The sequence below is a fragment of the Nonomuraea sp. NPDC049480 genome (assembly GCF_044465905.1).
In the GTDB taxonomy this organism is placed as follows: domain Bacteria; phylum Actinomycetota; class Actinomycetes; order Streptosporangiales; family Streptosporangiaceae; genus Nonomuraea.
In genome coordinates, this window is the sequence record NZ_JBITMD010000038.1 from 73,817 (window position 1) to 91,361 (window position 17,545).

A 17,545-nucleotide genomic window follows, 5' to 3' on the forward strand; every position below is an offset into this window, starting at 1 on the left:
CAGCGAAGCTGGACTCAAGCCCATGATGCGGCGTGCTACGGCTGTTGCTGCTTGTGAGCTTTCTCGGCAGGAGAGACGTTGACGCAACGCGAAATCTCGTCGAGGCTCTCTGAGATGGAGTGGCATAGAGGGGCGTGGCGGGCACGCGGTCCATGGACCGCATGTGTCGGCAGTTCGGCTCCGAAGAGCCTGGATTATCGATCCGCCGCAAGGAGGCGAGATGACTCACATGCCATCCATGGAGCCTGGACCCGAACAGGATAAGCCCGTGACGAGTAACGGAGAAGCCGGTCGCCGGCCTGGGACGATCGTGGCGGCAGCAGTCCTCATGATTCCGGTCTGCGTCACCTGGTTTGTCGCTGGAATCGCATGGGTGGTCGTCACCTCTCGGATGGAGGGCGACGGGATGTTTTTCTACTGGATTCTCGCCGTTGCCATCCTGGCAGTTTGCCTGCTTGTCGCCTATATTTCTGTGGCCGGCGCGATGGAAGTCTGGCGTGGGACGTCCGCCCGCATGAGAATTCCGGCAGGATTCACAGTCGGGCTGTTCTTCATAGCACTGATCAACCTGTTGGTGAATCGGCGGATCACCTTCTCGCCGACACAACTCACACCACTTGTCGTTGGCGCCGTTGCGGGCGTCGCCATATTCCTCACCCACACCAAGAGCGCCACCGCGTGGTTCAGAGTCAACCAGGGCTCAGGAAGACAGGGGCGCGGGTGACGGGATGACTCGCCATCTCACCCGCAAGCGGACCGGTGAGTGCTACCGGAATCGTCCGTAGTGCTCCGGCCTTCGGGACCCTGCTGAAAAGAGCTCGCCGAAGGGTCGGCGGGAAGGGGACGGAGGGCCGGGGCCCTTCCGGCAAGCCGAAATGCTCACCCGGCTCGAACGGCGTCTCAGTCCATTCGCGCATATTTTTGCCGGTAGGCGGCCGGGGGAATCCCGTAGACGGCACGAAACGCGCGATTGAAATGCGCGTCATGGAGAAAGCCCCAGCGGGTGCCGATGGTGCGGACAGGTACGTTGACCTGAGCCGGATCGGTCAGGTCGCGGCGGCAGCGCTCGAGTCGTCGATTCCGTATCCATGCCGCGACACTGAGACCATTCAGCTGAAAGAGCTTCTGCAGATAACGCAGGGAAATGTTATGGGCCGATGCGATCGTCATGGGCGTCAGGTCCCGATCGCCCAGCCGCTGGTCGATGAACCGTTGAACACGCAGCAACAGAACGAGCCGTCCCTCATCGGCCAGCGCCCCATTACGACGCAGCTCGGAGACCATGCGGTCGGTGACTCCGTCCAGCAACATCGTTGAGATCCAAATCGCGTCCGCGGCGGTCACGGTACCGTCATCGTCGATCAACTCGTACAAAAGGTCCGCGAGCCGCGACCCGATGTCATCACGGGCCTCGATGATGCGTTCTACCGCTGACGGCGACAAGGGAATAGACGTTCGCAGGAACAGCGAAACTATGTCCTCGATTCTGGTGTCATCCATCGTGAACCGGTGCGATCGGTGCCCCAAATCCATGAGATATGGCATTGATTCTTTTCTGACTTGTCGGTCGCTGCGCTCAGCAATGCCGTCCCGGCGTCTGACGCCGGCGGTCTGCAGCAGTGGATGCCACCCGGGGAACGCGCCCGGTCGCCCAGAGCGATCACATACTCCGGCCGGCGGCGCCGCGGTGTCCTTGATCGTCCGCGTGCGGTTCTTGACGGACCGCACCGGCATCTTGACGGACCGCGCCGGCCGAGGCGCCTTCCCCGGGGAGGGTCAGCGGGTGCGGGCGACTTCAGCCGCGACCGCGCGGAACACGGTCAGTTCCTCCTCCTGGTCGTTGGGGGAGGTGGAGTGGGTCGACCTGACGATGACGACACCGTGCTCGGGTGAGACGTAGATGTACTGGCCGCCGAACCCGGCCGCCATGAAGTCGCCGGCGCCGTCGCCGCCGAGCCACCAGTGCAGGCCGTAGCGGGGGTTGACGCCGGAGGGTGCGGTCGACCGCTTGACCCAGGCGGCCGGCACCACCTGCCGGTTCTTCGCCCGGCCGTCGCGCAGGTAGAGCAGGCCGAACCTGGCGTAGTCGCGGGCGGTCGCGAAGAAGCAGCAGTAGCCGAGGTTGTCGCCGTTGCCGTCGTTGCCGATGTCCGCCGTATCGGCCATGCCGGCGGGCCGCCAGATCTTCCGCTCGACGTAGCGGTGGTACGGCGTGCCGGTGGCCTTGCTCACCAGCCGGGCCAGGACGAAGGAGTTCATGCTGGTGTACTCGAACCGGCTGCCGGGCTTCCAGCCGCGCTCCTGGGCCGCGGCCAGCTTCTTGACCGGGTAGCCCCTGTTCGCGGCGACCTGCACGCGGGCCACGTCCTCACGTTCGTTCCAGTCGATGCCGGACGACATCCGGAGCAGGTCGCGAATGGACACCCCGTCGTAGCCGGAGCCGCGCAGCTCGGGCAGGTACTTGGTGACCGGGTCGCTGACGGAGCGGATGCGGCCCTCGCTCAGCGCGATGCCGACGGCGGCCGAGGCGAAGGACTTGGCCATCGACCAGGACTGGAAGCGGGTGTCGCGGCTCGCCCCCGCGTAGCGCTCGTACACGATCTTCTGCCCGTCCAGGACGACGAAGCCGTTGGTCTTGGTGCGGCCCAGGAAGTCGGCGAGGGTGCGTTCCTGTCCGTCGTGGGTGTAGGTCACCGTGAGCTTCCTGGGTGCGGCGCGTAGCTCGACCGGGTTGCCGGCCGGCCGTATCAGGTCGGGGGTGGGCGCCGCGCTCGCGGAGGCGGGGGGCGCGGCCACGGCCACCGCGGCGGTCAGCGCGAAGGCCACGGCGAGTGTCCGCCGGCGGAGCGGGGTGATGGGGGTGCTGGGCACGTCTCCTCCTGGTGACTGTGATCGGGTCAGCGCAGGGATGGTGACGCACTTGTCTGGCAAATTCCTGGCACGGCGGCCTGCCAACCGCTCCCACGCCAGGGTGTGGACCGTTCCGTATATTCGCTGACCTGACCGAGCAGTCGTACGGGGTTCGCGACTGCGCCTGCCGTGATCCCGCCGGAAACCTGGCCCGCATCCAAGGGCACCGCTGAGCCGTCCGGCGATCACAGCCATGAACTGCACAGAGACGCGTACCGTGAGGCGCTGACACGCATCGCAACCGAACGCCATGCGGACAGCCCCGTCGTGCCACGAGCAAGCAGTGGACCCAGGACTGGCGCCTCGACCCCAGCTGCGCTTGAAGGCCAAGGATCTACGGATCGTGGCCCGGGACGAGGACGAACACGGGTTGGACGCACACAAGGCGCGGAACAGCGCGCGAGCGACACGGCGACGATACCGTCGTGCCTGGCGAAACGAGCGGTCAACCGATCAGGAATCGAGAAGCGCGGACTTCCGAGCCGCTACTAGTGTGACCGCCATGGCTACCATCGAGAGTGTCACCCTTGAGGCGGCCGACCTCGCGGCCGCCAACCGCTTCTACACCGCCGCCTTCGATTTGGGCACGCAGGTGCGGCTGCGGGCCTCGGAGGCACCGACGACCGGCTTCCGGGGGTTCACGATGTCGCTCATCGTGGCCCAGCCGGCCACCGTCAACGGCCTCATCGGCGCCGCCCTCGGCGCCGGCGCCACGCCGCTGAAGCCGGCCGCGAAGTCGCTGTGGGGCTACGGCGGCGTCGTACAAGCCCCGGACGGGACGATCTGGACGGTCGCGTCCTCGTCGAAGAAGGACACCGGCCCGGCCACCCGGCAGATCGACGAGATCGTGCTCCAGCTGGGAGTCGCGGACGTCGCCGCGAGCAAGCGGTTTTACGTTGACCGCGGCCTCACCGCGACCAAAAGCTATGGCCGCAGGTACGTCGAGTTCGCCACTTCGTCGAGTCCCGTCAAGCTGTCGCTCTACAAGCGTCGTGCCCTCGCCAAGGTCGCCGGCGTCGCTCCCGACGGCACCGGGTCGCACCGACTCGTGATCGGCGGCGATGCCGGGTCCTTCACCGACCCGGACGGCTTCGTGTGGGAAGTGGCCTAAGTCGCGTCTCGCGCTGGACGATAGCGGATGCGGCAGGGCTCATTTCTTCGCGATCAGCACGTTCTTGAAGAGCCCGAGCTTCAGGAGGTCCACGTCAACGGTGGTGGCGGTCTTGGGAACCCGGCGGAAGACGGCGTAGAAGCGCTTGGACTGCCCCGCCTCGATCTCATCACTGCTTCCCCAGGTGGTGCAGGCGCATGCGTCGCTCTCCCACATGGGTCGGATGGGGTTCGGCTCGCCCTGGAGGATCATCTCGATCGAGCCGATGTGCATGGAATAGTCCTCGAAGAGGTAGTGAACGCCCACGGTTTCGCTGGCGGCGTCATTCCTGACCGTGAATTGGAGCTTGACGTTATCGCCCTGCCAGACGAGCGAGTCGATCTGGACGAACGCGGGGACGTTGTCCTTGTACCGAAAGTTCAGTCCTGCCTGCTGCTTACCCGGGGTGATCACTGTGTCCGCCCCGACGGTCTTGGTCGGCACCGGGCCGGTGGAGGCGGGTGCGAGCGTGACGGTCGCCGTGACGGTGCTCGTCTCCATCTTCGTCGTGACGACAGTGGACGCCTTGGGCGCGGCCGTCGCGACGCGGGAGTCCCACGGCCGCCACACCGCGAGCGTGCCGCCCGCCGCCAGAGCGGCCGCGAGCGCGGCGGAGATGGCGGGCGCGACCCAGCGGCGGGCCGGCTGGGCGGGCGGGGGCGGGGGCGGTGGCTCGGGCGGCTGTAGCAGCGGCGTCCAGGCATCGCTCACCGCGCGGGTGGCCGCGACCACTGTCGCCCGCTCGCGGCCCAGCATCCTGTCCAACAGCTCCTGCGCGGTGGGCCGTCGGTCGGGGTCCTTGTGCAGGGCCTGCTCGACCAGCGGTCGCAGCCGCTCGTCCAGGCCGTCCAGCCGAGGCACGTGGTGGGCGACCCGGAAGAGGACCTCGGGCACTTGACCGGTGCCGAACGGCGGCTGCCCGGTCCCGGCATGGGTCACCACGCCGCCCCAGGCGAACACGTCGCTGGCCGCCGTGATGGGCCCGCCGTTGGCCTGCTCGGGCGCCATGTACGCGGGCGTGCCGGCCACGACGGCGGACTGGGTGGCGTCTGGGTCGGCGATGCGGGCGATGCCGAAGTCGATGACCCGCGGCCCGACCGCGCTGAGCAGGATGTTGGACGGCTTGAGGTCATGGTGCACGACCCCGGCCTCGTGGATGGCGGTCAGCGCCGTGGCCACACCGACCGCCAGTGCCTCCAGATTCGCCCCTGTCATCGGCCCCTGGGAAACGATCAGGGAGGACAGATCAGGGCCGTGGACGTATTCGGTGACGAGGTAGGCGGTCTCGCCCTCGATCCCGGCGTCCAGCACCGGAGCGGTGCAGAACCGAGCCACCTTCCGCGCCGCCTCAGCCTCCCGGGTGAAGCGCCGCCGGAAATCGTCCCGGCCCGCCAGCTCGGGTTTGAGCACCTTCAGGGCCACCAGCCGGAACTCGGGATCCTGGGCGAGATAGACGACGCCCATGCCCCCTTCGCCCAGCTTGCGCACGATCGTGTACGGGCCGATTCGCCGGGTTTGATCGGTCACGTCAATATTCTGGCGATCACGCCGGGTCTTTGGGTAGGGCCAACGCGGATCATGTGACCAAAGGAGGATCTTTCCGAGACGCGCACCGATGATCAAATTCGGTCGATGGGGTTGGAGATGCTCTCTGACGGGTGACCGTAGGAAAGGCCGCCGTCGGCGATGTAGAAGGGGCTGATCCACTGACTGGTCAGGGTGGGCCCGTCGGGGCCGGTGTGGCGTCATTCCACCCGGCCGCGGCCGCGTTCATCGATGGCTGTCACGCGGCCGCGGTAGCCGTTGAGCACGTCGAGGTCGGCTTCGCCGCGGCGGGCGCGGTAGTCGTTGCTCCGGACTCGTACGTGGTCGCCGACGGCCAGGGCGATGCTGCGGCCGCCGGCGATGCGATGTACCAGGTCGGGGCCGGTGATCTCGCCCTGTTCCCGCCGTACGGCCCGGGCAGCGGTCGTCGCGGCCGCGCACCATGTTGGCGATCGTCACGTGCGCATGCGGGTGCGGGTCGGGTGCCGCCTTGCCGACGGGGCGGGCGGTGCGATGCCACATCACCCACCCGACTAATCCGGTCGAGCCGGCCCGTTCGGCGAACTGCCCGTCGGCCAGCCCGTACAGCACCACACGCTCTTGGAGACGTCCAGGGTGAGGTCGTAGCCGCGGTTGCCGATGCGCACCTTGGCATCGCACCACGTACGCGTATACGCCAGCTCCCGTGCGCCGTACAGCTGCGTCAGGTCGATGCCGGCCAGATTGGCACAGAGGAGCGATGGTTCGGTCTGTGGTGACGCATGGTGTCAGTGGCCAGTCCTTCATGCTCCCCGCCGGCGGCTATATAGCGCCCTCACAATTGCTCCAGCCAAGCAGACTCGCGGGCACACCCGGCGATGGCCAGGAGCTACACCCTTCGCTTAACCTTCCTCAGGCATGAGATCGCGGTCGGCCAGCAGCCTGACGGCGACGGTGTTGCCCAAATGGGCGTGGGCGCGGAGCACGGTGATGGCCTCCTCCTCCCGCCCTTGCATCGTCAGGAGACGGCTGAGCAATGGCAGGACGGCGTACGCTTCGACGGATTGAACTGCTGGGACAGCGTGGGGCAGGAGCAGGGAGACCGCGTCCTCCAATCGTCCCTGTTGGGCAAGCAATCGGGCGAGGCGGTGGGCTGCGTGCGGGTCGCCTGCTGTGGCGCGGGCCTGCAGTTCTTCCACGTGTCCCTGTTCGGCCAGCAGCCGGGCCAGCCGGTCGCCGGCGACCCAGTCGCCCTGGTCGGCGTGGGGGCGCAGCAGGGTGATGGCGTCCTCCACGCGGCTCTGCCGGGCGAGCCGGAAGGTGGCGTCGGGGTCGCCTGCTGTGGCGCGCGCTTGCAGTTCTTCCACGTGTCCCTGTTCGGCGAGCAGCCGGGCCAGCCGGTCGCCGGCGGCCCGGTCGCCCTGATCGGCGCGGGCGCGCAGCTCTTCGGTTCGGCCCTGCTGAGCCAGTAGCTCGGCCAGCGTGCTGGTCCAGTTGTAGTCCTGGTCGGGGTGCGCGTGAAGTAGGTCGATGGCCTCCTGAGCACCATCGTGGCGGGCGAGGAGCCGAGCCAGTTGCGGGGCGGCGCCTCGGTCTGCGTGGGGGCGGAGTACGGTGATCGCCTCCTCGATCCGGCCCTGTCGTTCCAGCAGGTGGGCAAGTATCGCGAAGGCATGCCCGTCGCCTGCGTCGGCGCGGGCGCGCAGTTCCTCGACGCGGCCGTGCTCGGCCAACAAACCGGCCAGTTTCAGGCTGGCCGACGCGGCGGTGCCGGAGGTGTCGTGGTCGGCCCAGGCGCCGAGCATGGCGACGGCCTCGTCAATCCGGTCTTCTTCGACCAGCCGGTCGGCGATGCGTCCAAGAGCGCCTGCGTCGCCTTGGCGGGCGCAGGCATACAGGTGCTCGGTGTACGAGGTGGCGGCGAGGTGGTGTTGAAGCAGGGCGTGGCGAAATTGCCAGGCAGTTCCCGATTGGCGCAGTGTTTGGCGCTGGTGCTGGTCTTCGAGGAATGTCCACAGTCTCCAAGGGAGCCGGCCCTTGGCAGCAAGACGAAGATGGGTGATTTTGTAATCAATCCAGGTCCACAGGCCTGCACCGCAGGCTGAGACCCACCCGTAGACGGCGGCCGCGGTGACAGCGGGGATCCAGAGGGTTGCCGCAGGGGCGAGCACTGCGGTGGAGGCGGTGAACACCAATGCGGCGGTGATGCCGTGCTGCGCGGCGGCGATGGCGGTGGCGCGGTGGTTGGCGTTCAGCGTGGCGCGTGGGGTGGTGCCCCGCGGCCGGGTCCTAGAGGGCAGGGTAGGCAGGACCAGCGTGAGTAGCCCGGTGACCAGGGCACCGGCCGCTCCGATCAGCGGATTGCCGAGAATGACCCCGGTCAGCAGCCCCGGCGCGCTGCCGAATCCGGCCCGTAGCGCCAGCATCCGGCGACGGCGCTTGCGAACCGGCGAGTAGGAGGTGGGGGAGTACGGCGGGTAGGCGTGGGGCCATAGCGGCCGCAGCATGCCCGCAGCCGCGGCCAAGGCCGCGGCTGCCACGGTGAACGCTGCTGCGATCCCCGGCACTGGCCCGGCCACGGCACCGACACCGGCACCCACGCCGGCTGCGATGGCCGGCACTGTGCAGATCCTGATCACGTCCGCATTGAAGGTGAAGAGGTCGGGAGACAACTGCCACCACACCAGTTCCGTCCTGCCCACCAAATCCAGGTGCAAGGCCAGGCAGCCGAGCCAGCGCTGGGCAGCGGCGGGAGTATAGCGGCGCACCGGCCGGCCTTCGGGCGGCATCGGCCGGTCGGGGTCATGGACACTGGTCACGAATGTGTCCAGGAGCATCGTGGTGATGGCGTCCTGGCTGTCGAGGCGGGTCAGGGCGGTGGGGTCGATGGTCGAGGACCTGTAGGCGGTACGGGCCAGTGACACCATCAACGGCGTGGACAACACCCGCGCCAGCGGACCTTCGCTGTCGTGGCGGAGGTGGGCGAAGACCGGTTCCCAGTGATGCCGGAACGGCTCGGGGTGGGACAGGAACGCGATCGCCTGTTCCACGTCGACCGGCATGATCTCCACGACCGCGGCCCGGGAGATGATCCAACGACTGGCGTCCACGGCTCGCTGGTATTCGCGGGCGCGGCAGGTCACCACAAGCGGCCGTCCCGTCGCGGCGAACTCATCCAGCTTCCGCAGCGCCCGCTCCTGCGACTCGGCGGGGAGTTCGTCCAGTCCGTCCAGCACCAGCAGTACCCGGCCCTCGCTCATCAGCAGGTCCGCCACGCAGCCGCCCTCCAGCAAACCGGCCAGCATCGGATAATCCTCAGCCATCCGCCGAGCCGCGAACCGGCGTACCGACTCCACCTGCGGGTTCCAGGAAGTGACCGGCAGGAGCACCGGCACCGGGTCATCCTCCACTGACCGCTCGATCAGTCCAAGGGTGAGCAGGATCGCCAAGACGCTCTTGCCCGCGCCCGCCTCTCCGAGCACCACCAACTGCCGAGAGGGCAGCCCGCAGAACTTCTCAACGATCTGCGTGACGTCGCCTTCCAACGGCATGTCCTGCCACGTGGTTTCCGATTCGTCCAGCACCACCTGACGCGTCTCCGCGACCGGCCGACCGGTCGAGGACCACCGCACCCGCAACGGCACCGGTTGTCGAACGCCCCGCAGCACCGCCTCGTGCTCCCACTGCTTCCGCACCTCCCGCCGCAAACCCGCCGCGGCGCTACGCATCGCCGCCTCCCGGCTCGGCGGCACAGCGCGCGACTGCATGATCTGCGACGCGATGGCGACCATGACCAGCACACCGGTCAACACCCAAGTGGCCGGGGTCCACCACCAAGCCTTCACCTCAACGGTGCCGGTCGCCAGATTCCCCACCAGCCCGATCCCGACCGGCACCACCGCGAGCGCGACCGGCGACACCACCCAGCGGCCCCGGCCTCCACTGCCCATGCCATCAGCATCGCGACTAAGCGTTACCGATACAACACTCACCGCAAAACTCTGTGGGTTCACTGAGGCACTCTGCCGGGAATCTTGAAATCTCGTCGATCATGAGGGTTCGCCTGACATGATCTTGCGATTCAGCGACCCGCGATGTCGGCAAGGGGATCACACTGGGGCTGATCGAAGCAGGCGCCACCGTGCACATCACCGGCCGCACGGCCACCGACGGCGCCAGGACCGGCCGGTTGGTCGAGCACCGGGTCGATCATGCGAACGACGCCGAGACCGAGGGCGTGTTACGTGCGGTGATCGCCGCGAAGGGGCGGCTCGACGTCCTGGTGAACAACGCCTGGCCCGGCTATGAGCGCATGGTCGAAGGGGGCCGGTTCACCTGGACCGACCGGGTGTGGGAGCAGCCGATGTGGCGGTGGGATCAGCTGATCGGTGTGGGGTGCGGGCGGCCTGCTGCGGGACCCGCGTGGCCGCCGCTCACATGGTCCAGCGGCTGTCGCCGCCGCTCCGGCATCGACCGCGAGCACCCGAACTCGGTGCAGACCGATGGGATGCGGATACCATCGGCCATTGCGGGACCGAACGTAAGGGTGGCTCACAAAGCCTTCTTTTGCGCAGTGCTTCGGGCATAGTCCTTGAGAGCGATGGCGTTGGCCGCCTCTCGGACTGGCTTCATGATTTTCTCCATGAGCCTGGCTTTGCCCGGCATGTACGGCATCATGCGCATCATCGTCAGCTGCGCCCAGGCCCGCAGGGGCGTAGAGGGGACAAGCTGCTTGACCACATCGCGCCCGAGCTGCTGATTCAGCTCCACGTATGGGCGCAGCTCCTGCTCATAGCGGCCGAAGGCGGTCTGATGGTCGCCGTGGGCCGCGGCGAGTTCGCCGGCCAGCACGTAGGCACCCACCAGTGCAAGGCTGGTGCCTTGCCCGGAGGCTGGAGACGGGCAGTACGCGGCGTCGCCCAGCAACGTGATCCGCCCGTTCGACCAGCTGGGTATGTGGGTCTGGGCCAGAGAGTCGAAGTAGAAGTCGCCGGCCGCCGGCATGGCTGCCAGCAGCCGGGGTACCTCCCAGCCGTGATCGGCGAAGGCCTCGGCCACGGCCTGATGCTGAGCGTGCCTGTCGTGGCGTTCGGGCCGGCGATCGGGAGTGGGAAAGAAGAACTGGACCGTGGCGTCGGCGGCCGGCCTCAGACCATAGAGGTTGGCGATGTGACCGGCGGTGGTGCAGGCCATCTCCCAGCGGTCCAGGCCGAGGTGGTTGGGGACACTGAAGACCGCGACGCTCAGCCCGAGTTGCTCGGCGAACTGTGCTTGCGGACCGAAGGCCAGCGCGCGCACTCCGGAGTGCAGTCCATCGGCGCCCACCACCAGATCGAAGGTACGCGGTCGCGCCTTTTCGAAGGTGACGTGCACGGCGTGTCCGTCGTCGCTGATCGCGGTGATCGCGTCGCCGAAAAGATATTCCACCTCACCGCTGGTCGCCTCGTGGAGGATCTCGGCCAGATCGCCGCGCAGAATCTCCAGGTCGCCGGGGTCACGAAACCCGATCAGGTCGCCGCCGAGGGTGGCCACGGCCTTGCCTGCCCCGGTCAACCAGGTGCCGCCGCGCATGTCGGTGGCGCGGTGGCGTACCTGCGGGCCGATGCCCATGCGGTCGGCCACCTCAACCGCCACACCGCGCAGGTCGACCTTGTAACCGCCAGGCCGCAGTGCCGGCGCCCGCTCGACCACGGTCGGAGTGAATCCGTATCGGCGTAGCCAGCAGGCCAGCGCTGGACCGGCGATGCTGGCGCCGGAGATGAGGATGCGGGTGCTCTTCATGTGACTCTCCCTGCTGGAGCTCGAGTTACCGCAGCCGATCGCGTAAGGGTCACGCTTAACTGCGTAAGAGTTATACCTGATTGCTTATGGTATACACAATCATGGAGACTGCGGCACCCACGTGGAGGGCGAATGAGCGACGACAGCGGCACCGGGCTGCCGGCGAGCCTCGAAGCGGCGTGGGGAATGCGCAGCCGCACCAGCCCGGGACCCAAGCCAGGCCTCACCCTGGAGCGGATCGTCGAGACAGCCGTCCAGCTCGCCGCCGCTGAGGGCATGGCGGCGGTGTCCATGGTGCGCATCGCCAAGGAACTCGGCGTCTCCACCATGGCGCTGTATCGGTACGTCGCGGCCAAAGACGAACTGGTCGATCTCATGGTGGACGCGGGCATCGGTCTACCGCCCACCGGCCAGGGCGACGACCCCACGGGATGGCGACAGGGGCTCTCCCGCTGGGCCTGGGACTATCTGACCGTCCTGCGCCGCCAGTCATGGATCCTGCAAGTTCCCATTACGGGCCCGCCGATCACACCCAACCAGATTGCCTGGCTGGAGCGCGGCTTGGCCGCCCTACGGGACACCGGCCTGACCGAGAGCGAGAAGTTGTCGGTGATCATGCTGCTGTCGGGCTTCGTCCGCAACTGGGCCAGCCTCACCGTGAGCACCGCCCAAGCCGGTGATCAACGAGCGACGTTCCGCTACGGCAGCACGCTGTCGAAACTTCTCGACGAGCAGCGCTTCCCAGCCGTCAGCGCGGCCATTGCCGCCGGAGCCATCGACGACGACCAGGACGACGCCGACGCAGAGTTCACCTTCGGTCTCGAGCGAATCCTCGATGGCATACACGTGCTCATGCGCAAGCGCCTCACGTAGAACTCCCCCCGACCAAACCTTTGAGCGCACCCCCGACAGGAAGAACTGAACGACTCCACTCGAAACCGTCCGGACCAAGGTGACGTGTCTCGCACGCGGCCTGCTCGGCCGGCACGCCACACGCACCCACCGCGCCACCGGCACCCGCACCACAACCCCGGCACAGGAGCGGACCGAAGCAGGATACGCCCGTCCGAGTCGCCTGATTCCTTCAGGGAACCAGGAGTATTCAAGACGTCGCGCAGTCCGATCCGCGCACGTCATTGACCATCCGCGCACGGATTGCCGCGGATTACCCCGCTCCGGCCGTCGTGGCGAGGACCATTGACGGGACGGCCGGCGACCAGAGGTGTGCCGGCCGTCCCCGAACGCACAGGAGGGTGCCCTGATGACCGCGTACCGGATCCTCGCCGTGGACGACGACCCGGCGATTCTGCGCTCGCTCCGGCGGGGCCTGCGGCTGGAGGGGTTCGACGTGGACACCGCCGGCTCCGGCGGGCAGGCGCTGGAGGCGATCGGCGAGGACGAGCCCGACGCGGTCGTCCTCGACGTCTCGATGCCGGGGCTGTCGGGGATCGAGGTGTGCTCCCGGCTGCGCTTATCCGGCGTGGATGTGCCGGTGCTGATGTTGTCGGCCATGGACGAGGTGGCCGACAGGGTGGCGGGGCTGGCGGCGGGCGCCGACGACTATGTGGTGAAGCCGTTCGCGCTGGACGAGCTGGTGCTGCGCCTGCGCGCGCTGCTGCGCAGGACCGGGCGCGTCCCCGGCGCGCTGGTGCGGGTGGGGCCGCTCATGGTCGAACCGGACGCCCGCCGCGTCACCATGAACGGCCGGGAGGTCGAGGTCACGCGGCGGGAATTCGACCTGCTGGAGGTGCTGGCGTGCAACGCCGGCATCGTGTTGTCCCGCGAGGTGCTGCTGGAACGAGTCTGGGGTTACGACTTCGAGGTGACCGGCAACGCGGTGGACACGTTCGTCGGCTACCTGCGGCGCAAGCTGGAGGCGGGCGGCGAGCCGCGGCTGGTGCACACCGTGCGCGGCGTCGGTTACGTGCTGAGGGAGCCGCGGCGGTGAGGCTGTCGACGCGGTTCGCGCTCTGCCTGGTCGTGTCCGTGCCGCTGCTGGTGTCGGTGGCGGGGCTGCTCGTGCTGGGCCTGGTCTCGGCCGACCTGCGCGCCGAGCGTGACAGGCAGCTCAGCGCGCGGTTGCGGGCGCTGACGCCGGCGGCGAGCTCGTACGCGTGGGTGACCCGCGTCCTGCCGGAGCGCCCGGCGATCTGGCTGCAGGGGCGGCTGATCGACGCGGCGGCCGGTGCGAACAGCCCGGGCGGCGTGTACGTCGAGGTGGACGGCGCCGAGCCGCTCGCCGTCGGCGACGTGCCGGCCAGGCCCCCGGCCGCCGGCGGGACCGGGACGATCGGGCCGGCGGACTTCGATGAGGGCGGCCGCCGGTGGCGGTACGTGACCACGCACCTCGGTCGGCGTGGCGACGTCGGCGCCCGGTTGTGGCTGTTCGATCCGGAGGAGCGGCTCAGCCTGCAGATCGGCATTCTCACTGAGCGGCTGGTCCAGGTCACGGTGGCCGCCGCCGCGGTGGGCGCGGTGTCGGGGCTGCTGCTCGGCCGGTTCGCCGTCCGGCCGCTGGCCAGGCTTGGCGGCCAGGCACGGGCGATCGGCACGCGGGTCCCCACCCCGGCACGGCTGGAGACCACTTCCCGCGTCACCGAGATCGACGAGCTGGCCCGGCTGCTGAACGACCTGCTCGACCGGCGCGACGCGGCCGTGGCCCGTACCGGGGAGGCGCTGGAGACCGCGCGCGCGTTCGCGGCGACCGCGGCGCACGAGCTGCGGACCCCGCTCACCAGCATGGGCACGAACGTCAGTCTGCTGGGCCACCCCGCCCTGGACCCGGCGGAGCGGGCCGAGATCATCGCCGACCTGGACGCCGAGCACGGTCGCGTCCAGCGGCTGATCACCCTGCTCCGCCAGCTCTCCCGCGGAGAACTGCTCGACCCGGCCTCCTTCGGCGAGACCGACCTGAGCGAGATCGTCGGCGAGGCGGTCGAGCAGGCGCGCCGCCGCCACCCGCGGGCCACCGCCTCCGCATCGCTGGCGGTGGACGTGCGAGTGCGTGGCTGGGACGAAGGACTCCGCATGATCGTCGATAACCTGCTCGACAACGCCGCCATCCACGGCGTGGACGGCCAGGGCCAGGCCCGCGTCAGCGTGGCGCTTGCCGCCGACGGGCCGGACGCGGTCCTCACCGTCGAGGACGCCGGGCCGGGCATCCCGCTCGGCGAGCGGGACGCGGTCTTCTCCCGCTTCCACCGCCGGGCGGGCAGCCCCGGCTCAGGGCTCGGCCTCACCCTGGTACGCCAGCAGGCGGTGCTCCACGGCGGCCACGTCACGGTGACGGCCGGCGCGGGGACGCGCGTGGAGGTGCGCCTGCCCCGGGACAACGCCCCGGAGCCGCCTGCCGACACGCGGTCCTGGCTGGAATAGCCCGCCACCACCGGTGCTGCGACACCGCCTTGGCCGGATCGCCCCCTTCAGGAGCATGAGCCGGCCGCGCGGACCTATGTGGCAGGCATTTCTGACATGCTCATGTATTGTCCGGTCCGAGCCGGGGAAGGCCACCAGCAAGCGCGCACAGGCATGTCATTGGTCTTCGGAGCCGGGGGACGAGTGGACAAGTCGCCGGGTGAAGACGGTACCGGCGGAGGATCTCAGCAAGCCGAGATCATTCGGGGCACGTTGCCGCGTGGCCGGCACCCTAGAGGTCGGACAGGTCGATCGCCGCGGCCATGGCGCGGAAGCCGGCGTCATTGGGGTGCACCGCGTCGTGCAGCGCCGGGCTCCCGTCGTAGCTCGGGTTGAGACGGTCCGGATCGGCGAGGTCGGCTACGACGCCGGCGAAGTCGACGACCGCGTCGTACTCCCCGCTGGTCAGGATCCAGTGATTGAGCCCGTCCCGCGCCGCCTCGCCCTGCGCGGTGAACACGCCGAACGGGTTGCCCTTGAACGGTGTCACGGTGCCACCGATGATCCGAATGCCGTGCGCGTGGGCCCGCCGGATCAGCGCCCGGTGGCCCTCGATCAGCTGCGCCGCGGTGAGCGTGGGGTTGGGCGAGTTGCAGCCCTCACCGAACGGGATGCCGGCGATGTCGAAGATGTCGTTCAGCGCCTCGGAGACGATCACCGTGCGGACGCCCGGCCGGTCGAGCACGTCACGTTGGAACCTGTTCTGCGCGCTCGCGCCGAAACACGGCGAGTCGCGGAGCACGCGGTTGCCGCCGATGCCGGCGTTGACCACCGCGAGGTCGCGGCCCGCAGCTGTGAGCCGCTCGGCGAGCTCGTCGGCGTAGCCGTTGTCGGCGTCGAGGGTGGAGTACGAGCCGTCGGTGATCGAGTCGCCGAACGCGACCACGGTGCCGCGCGTGCGCGGCACCGGCCGCAGCGGGCCGGTCTCGACGCCGGTGAGGAAGTAGTACGACTCGGTGGTCTCGGTGAAGGCGGCCGGCGTGGAGTCGAGGAGATGGTCGCCGGTCGCGCGGTACGTCGTGTGGAACGCGAAGAGGTGCTGCGTCGCCGGCCCGGTCGGCTCGGCGAAGTACAGCGTGACCGCGAGCCGGTCGAGCGCCTTGGTGGGGAACACCGCCGGGTCGCTGACGAGCTCGCCGCCGGCCGGGACACGGCCCCCCCGGGAGTGCCGGAACGTCAGCGGCCGCATCGTGTGCGGCAACACGGCCGCGCCGGCACCGGCCTGCGCGACCGTGGCGCCGGTGAGCCGCACCGGCGCGGCGCCGTACAGGTTGGACAGCCGGATCCGCAGCGTCGTGCCGCCGGCGCTCACCCGGACGACCTGCCGCACGGAATGGTCGTCGAAGCCGGCGGCGGCCCAGTTGGGGATGAAGCCCTCGATCGGCTCCTGCATCGACATGGCCCAGACGCTTCGCCAGGTTCCCTGGCCATGGGCCGCGGCGGAGGCGGGCGCGGCGCTCGCGGGAAGCGTGGACAGGGCCACGACCACGGCGAGGGCCGTGATCGCGGCGATGATCGGACGAACGGACATGTCAGCTCAGCTCCTCAACGAGCGACGGGGGCCCGGGACGTGGTGGAGGTGGGTGCCGATCCACCCTGAACGGCTCAGGACTCCCTCGTCTCGGGGCTGTCTGGGCTGCGGTAGGAGAGAATGACCAGGCCGGAATCGTAGCCGCGCACATCGGCGGGCCGGAATCTGGCTTGCGTGCCCACGGCACTGATCAGGTCGCCGGGCGGTCTATTGCCGACCGGCAGCGGGTGCAGCCAGATGTGCAGTTCGTCGAGCAGGCCGTTGACGATGCGCATGGCGGGCTCCTGCTCCGCGGCCCGACGCGTCTGTTCGGGTTGTTCTCATCGGGCTCGTAACCTCAGATCACGCGATGGCACGGCCACAGCCTTCCCCGGACTTTTGCCGGTGGTCATTGCGACTTCCCGGCGGTCGTGATAATCGCATCCATAGTTGACCCACTTCTCTTGTTGGGAAATGATCGGCCATCGAGCGGGCATAATCCAGGGCGGCGACCGGACATTATCCGGACATGAGCAGAATGGCCCTCATGGCGAGCAACCCGGGTCATTTCCCGGACGCGGTGCGTCGCCCGCTGCGCCGCTTGGTGGCATACGGCAGCACGAACAAGTACAGACCGGTGACCAGCTGCAAAGCGAGCGGGGCCAGCGGCAAGTAGAACACCCAGACGGCGGGCTCTTCCTGCAACAAGGCGACGACACAGATGATGACGGTCACCGTGAACGCAATGGACAGCCAGCGGTGTATTTGCCGAACCCACTTGTTCCCGTTCATCGGGACCTCCTTTGAAGGCGGGTAACCCGGCCCCCGGCGACCTGCCGAGTGAGGACGTTCAGCCGGTTGTATACGTCGGTGGTGGCGATCGACGGCAGCAGCGCCTCGCCATCCAGCCGAAGGACAGCGGCACCAGGTACGGCGCACCGTCCGCCGAGGCGCTGACCACCCAGACCTCTTTGCCGTGGGTGAGCGGACGCTCGGTGCCACGACCACGCTGAGCACGGGAGAGCAGCCGGCACTCATCGGTCCTGAAGCAACCCGAGGACGTCGCCTCGGGGCCGGTGACGGTGGCAGCCAGGCGACCGTCACAGGCGTCGTGCGCGGGCTACTTCACAGTGCCGCCTGTGCACGTCATGGCCGCGATTCGCCGGTCGGCTCAGCGCAGCTCCTGGATGCGGATCATGTTGCCCGCGGGATCGCGGACGGCGCAGTCGCGAACCCCGTAGTCCTGCTCGGCCGGC

Annotated in this window: 14 protein-coding genes and 1 pseudogene; 6 read left to right on the top strand and 9 right to left on the bottom strand. The window is 68.7% G+C overall.

What is annotated here, in order from left to right:
* The first annotated feature begins 220 nt into the window (after positions 1 to 220).
* Positions 221 to 724 (top strand): hypothetical protein, encoded by a 504-nt coding sequence (locus ACIBX3_RS55225; RefSeq protein WP_397128856.1) that lies wholly within the window; start codon positions 221 to 223, stop codon positions 722 to 724.
* A 176-nt stretch (positions 725 to 900) separates the two neighbouring features.
* On the opposite strand, the gene ACIBX3_RS55230 is transcribed toward ACIBX3_RS55225, so the two are convergent.
* Both ACIBX3_RS55230 and ACIBX3_RS55235 read right to left on the bottom strand, forming a co-directional pair.
* The gene (locus ACIBX3_RS55230; RefSeq protein WP_397128857.1) at positions 901 to 1,500 is read right to left on the bottom strand and encodes a helix-turn-helix domain-containing protein; all 600 of its coding nucleotides are present in this window, start codon (positions 1,498 to 1,500) and stop codon (positions 901 to 903) included.
* A gap of 276 nt (positions 1,501 to 1,776) precedes the next feature.
* The gene (locus ACIBX3_RS55235) at positions 1,777 to 2,871 is read right to left on the bottom strand and encodes a serine hydrolase domain-containing protein (RefSeq protein ID WP_397128858.1); all 1,095 of its coding nucleotides are present in this window, start codon (positions 2,869 to 2,871) and stop codon (positions 1,777 to 1,779) included.
* A 541-nt stretch (positions 2,872 to 3,412) separates the two neighbouring features.
* Between ACIBX3_RS55235 and ACIBX3_RS55240 the strand changes: the two genes are divergently transcribed.
* On the top strand, positions 3,413 to 4,021 hold the full coding sequence (locus ACIBX3_RS55240; protein WP_397128859.1) for a glyoxalase: 609 nt from the start codon (positions 3,413 to 3,415) through the stop codon (positions 4,019 to 4,021).
* Between the two features lie 39 nt (positions 4,022 to 4,060).
* Here the strand turns inward: ACIBX3_RS55240 and ACIBX3_RS55245 are convergent, their stop codons facing one another.
* Both ACIBX3_RS55245 and ACIBX3_RS55250 read right to left on the bottom strand, forming a co-directional pair.
* Positions 4,061 to 5,587 carry a serine/threonine protein kinase gene (locus tag ACIBX3_RS55245; protein WP_397128860.1) on the bottom strand — a complete coding sequence of 509 codons (1,527 nt, stop codon included), beginning with the start codon at positions 5,585 to 5,587 and terminating at the stop codon, positions 4,061 to 4,063.
* A gap of 899 nt (positions 5,588 to 6,486) precedes the next feature.
* Positions 6,487 to 9,507 carry an NACHT domain-containing protein gene (locus ACIBX3_RS55250; RefSeq protein ID WP_397128861.1) on the bottom strand — a complete coding sequence of 1,007 codons (3,021 nt, stop codon included), beginning with the start codon at positions 9,505 to 9,507 and terminating at the stop codon, positions 6,487 to 6,489.
* Between the two features lie 218 nt (positions 9,508 to 9,725).
* Here ACIBX3_RS55250 and ACIBX3_RS55255 point away from each other — a divergent pair, with 218 nt between their 5' ends.
* Positions 9,726 to 10,172: a hypothetical protein gene (locus ACIBX3_RS55255; RefSeq protein WP_397128862.1), complete on the top strand. Its 447-nt coding sequence runs from the start codon at positions 9,726 to 9,728 to the stop codon at positions 10,170 to 10,172.
* On the opposite strand, the gene ACIBX3_RS55260 is transcribed toward ACIBX3_RS55255, so the two are convergent.
* A complete protein-coding gene (locus ACIBX3_RS55260; protein ID WP_397128863.1) occupies positions 10,136 to 11,365 on the bottom strand; it encodes an FAD-dependent monooxygenase in 1,230 nt (409 codons plus the stop codon). The genes ACIBX3_RS55255 and ACIBX3_RS55260 overlap by 37 nt on opposite strands.
* A gap of 132 nt (positions 11,366 to 11,497) precedes the next feature.
* Here ACIBX3_RS55260 and ACIBX3_RS55265 point away from each other — a divergent pair, with 132 nt between their 5' ends.
* From ACIBX3_RS55265 to ACIBX3_RS55275, 3 genes are all read left to right on the top strand, one after another.
* Positions 11,498 to 12,238: a TetR/AcrR family transcriptional regulator gene (locus tag ACIBX3_RS55265; protein WP_397128864.1), complete on the top strand. Its 741-nt coding sequence runs from the start codon at positions 11,498 to 11,500 to the stop codon at positions 12,236 to 12,238.
* A 388-nt stretch (positions 12,239 to 12,626) separates the two neighbouring features.
* Positions 12,627 to 13,313: a response regulator transcription factor gene (locus tag ACIBX3_RS55270; RefSeq protein ID WP_397128865.1), complete on the top strand. Its 687-nt coding sequence runs from the start codon at positions 12,627 to 12,629 to the stop codon at positions 13,311 to 13,313.
* Complete coding sequence (locus ACIBX3_RS55275) at positions 13,310 to 14,740, top strand: sensor histidine kinase (protein WP_397128866.1); 1,431 nt, start codon at positions 13,310 to 13,312, stop codon at positions 14,738 to 14,740. The genes ACIBX3_RS55270 and ACIBX3_RS55275 overlap by 4 nt, the downstream gene beginning before the upstream one ends.
* Before the next feature lie 271 nt (positions 14,741 to 15,011).
* On the opposite strand, the gene ACIBX3_RS55280 is transcribed toward ACIBX3_RS55275, so the two are convergent.
* The 4 genes and pseudogenes from ACIBX3_RS55280 to ACIBX3_RS55295 form a co-directional block, all read right to left on the bottom strand.
* Complete coding sequence (locus ACIBX3_RS55280; protein ID WP_397128867.1) at positions 15,012 to 16,310, bottom strand: SGNH/GDSL hydrolase family protein; 1,299 nt, start codon at positions 16,308 to 16,310, stop codon at positions 15,012 to 15,014.
* 74 nt (positions 16,311 to 16,384) lie between these two features.
* Complete coding sequence (locus ACIBX3_RS55285) at positions 16,385 to 16,585, bottom strand: hypothetical protein (protein ID WP_397128869.1); 201 nt, start codon at positions 16,583 to 16,585, stop codon at positions 16,385 to 16,387.
* A 268-nt stretch (positions 16,586 to 16,853) separates the two neighbouring features.
* Entirely contained in the window at positions 16,854 to 17,081 is a 228-nt protein-coding gene (locus ACIBX3_RS55290) for a hypothetical protein (protein WP_397128870.1), read from the bottom strand.
* Positions 17,082 to 17,460: 379 nt separating this feature from the next.
* A pseudogene (locus ACIBX3_RS55295) lies at positions 17,461 to 17,545 on the bottom strand (VOC family protein); the annotation flags it as partial.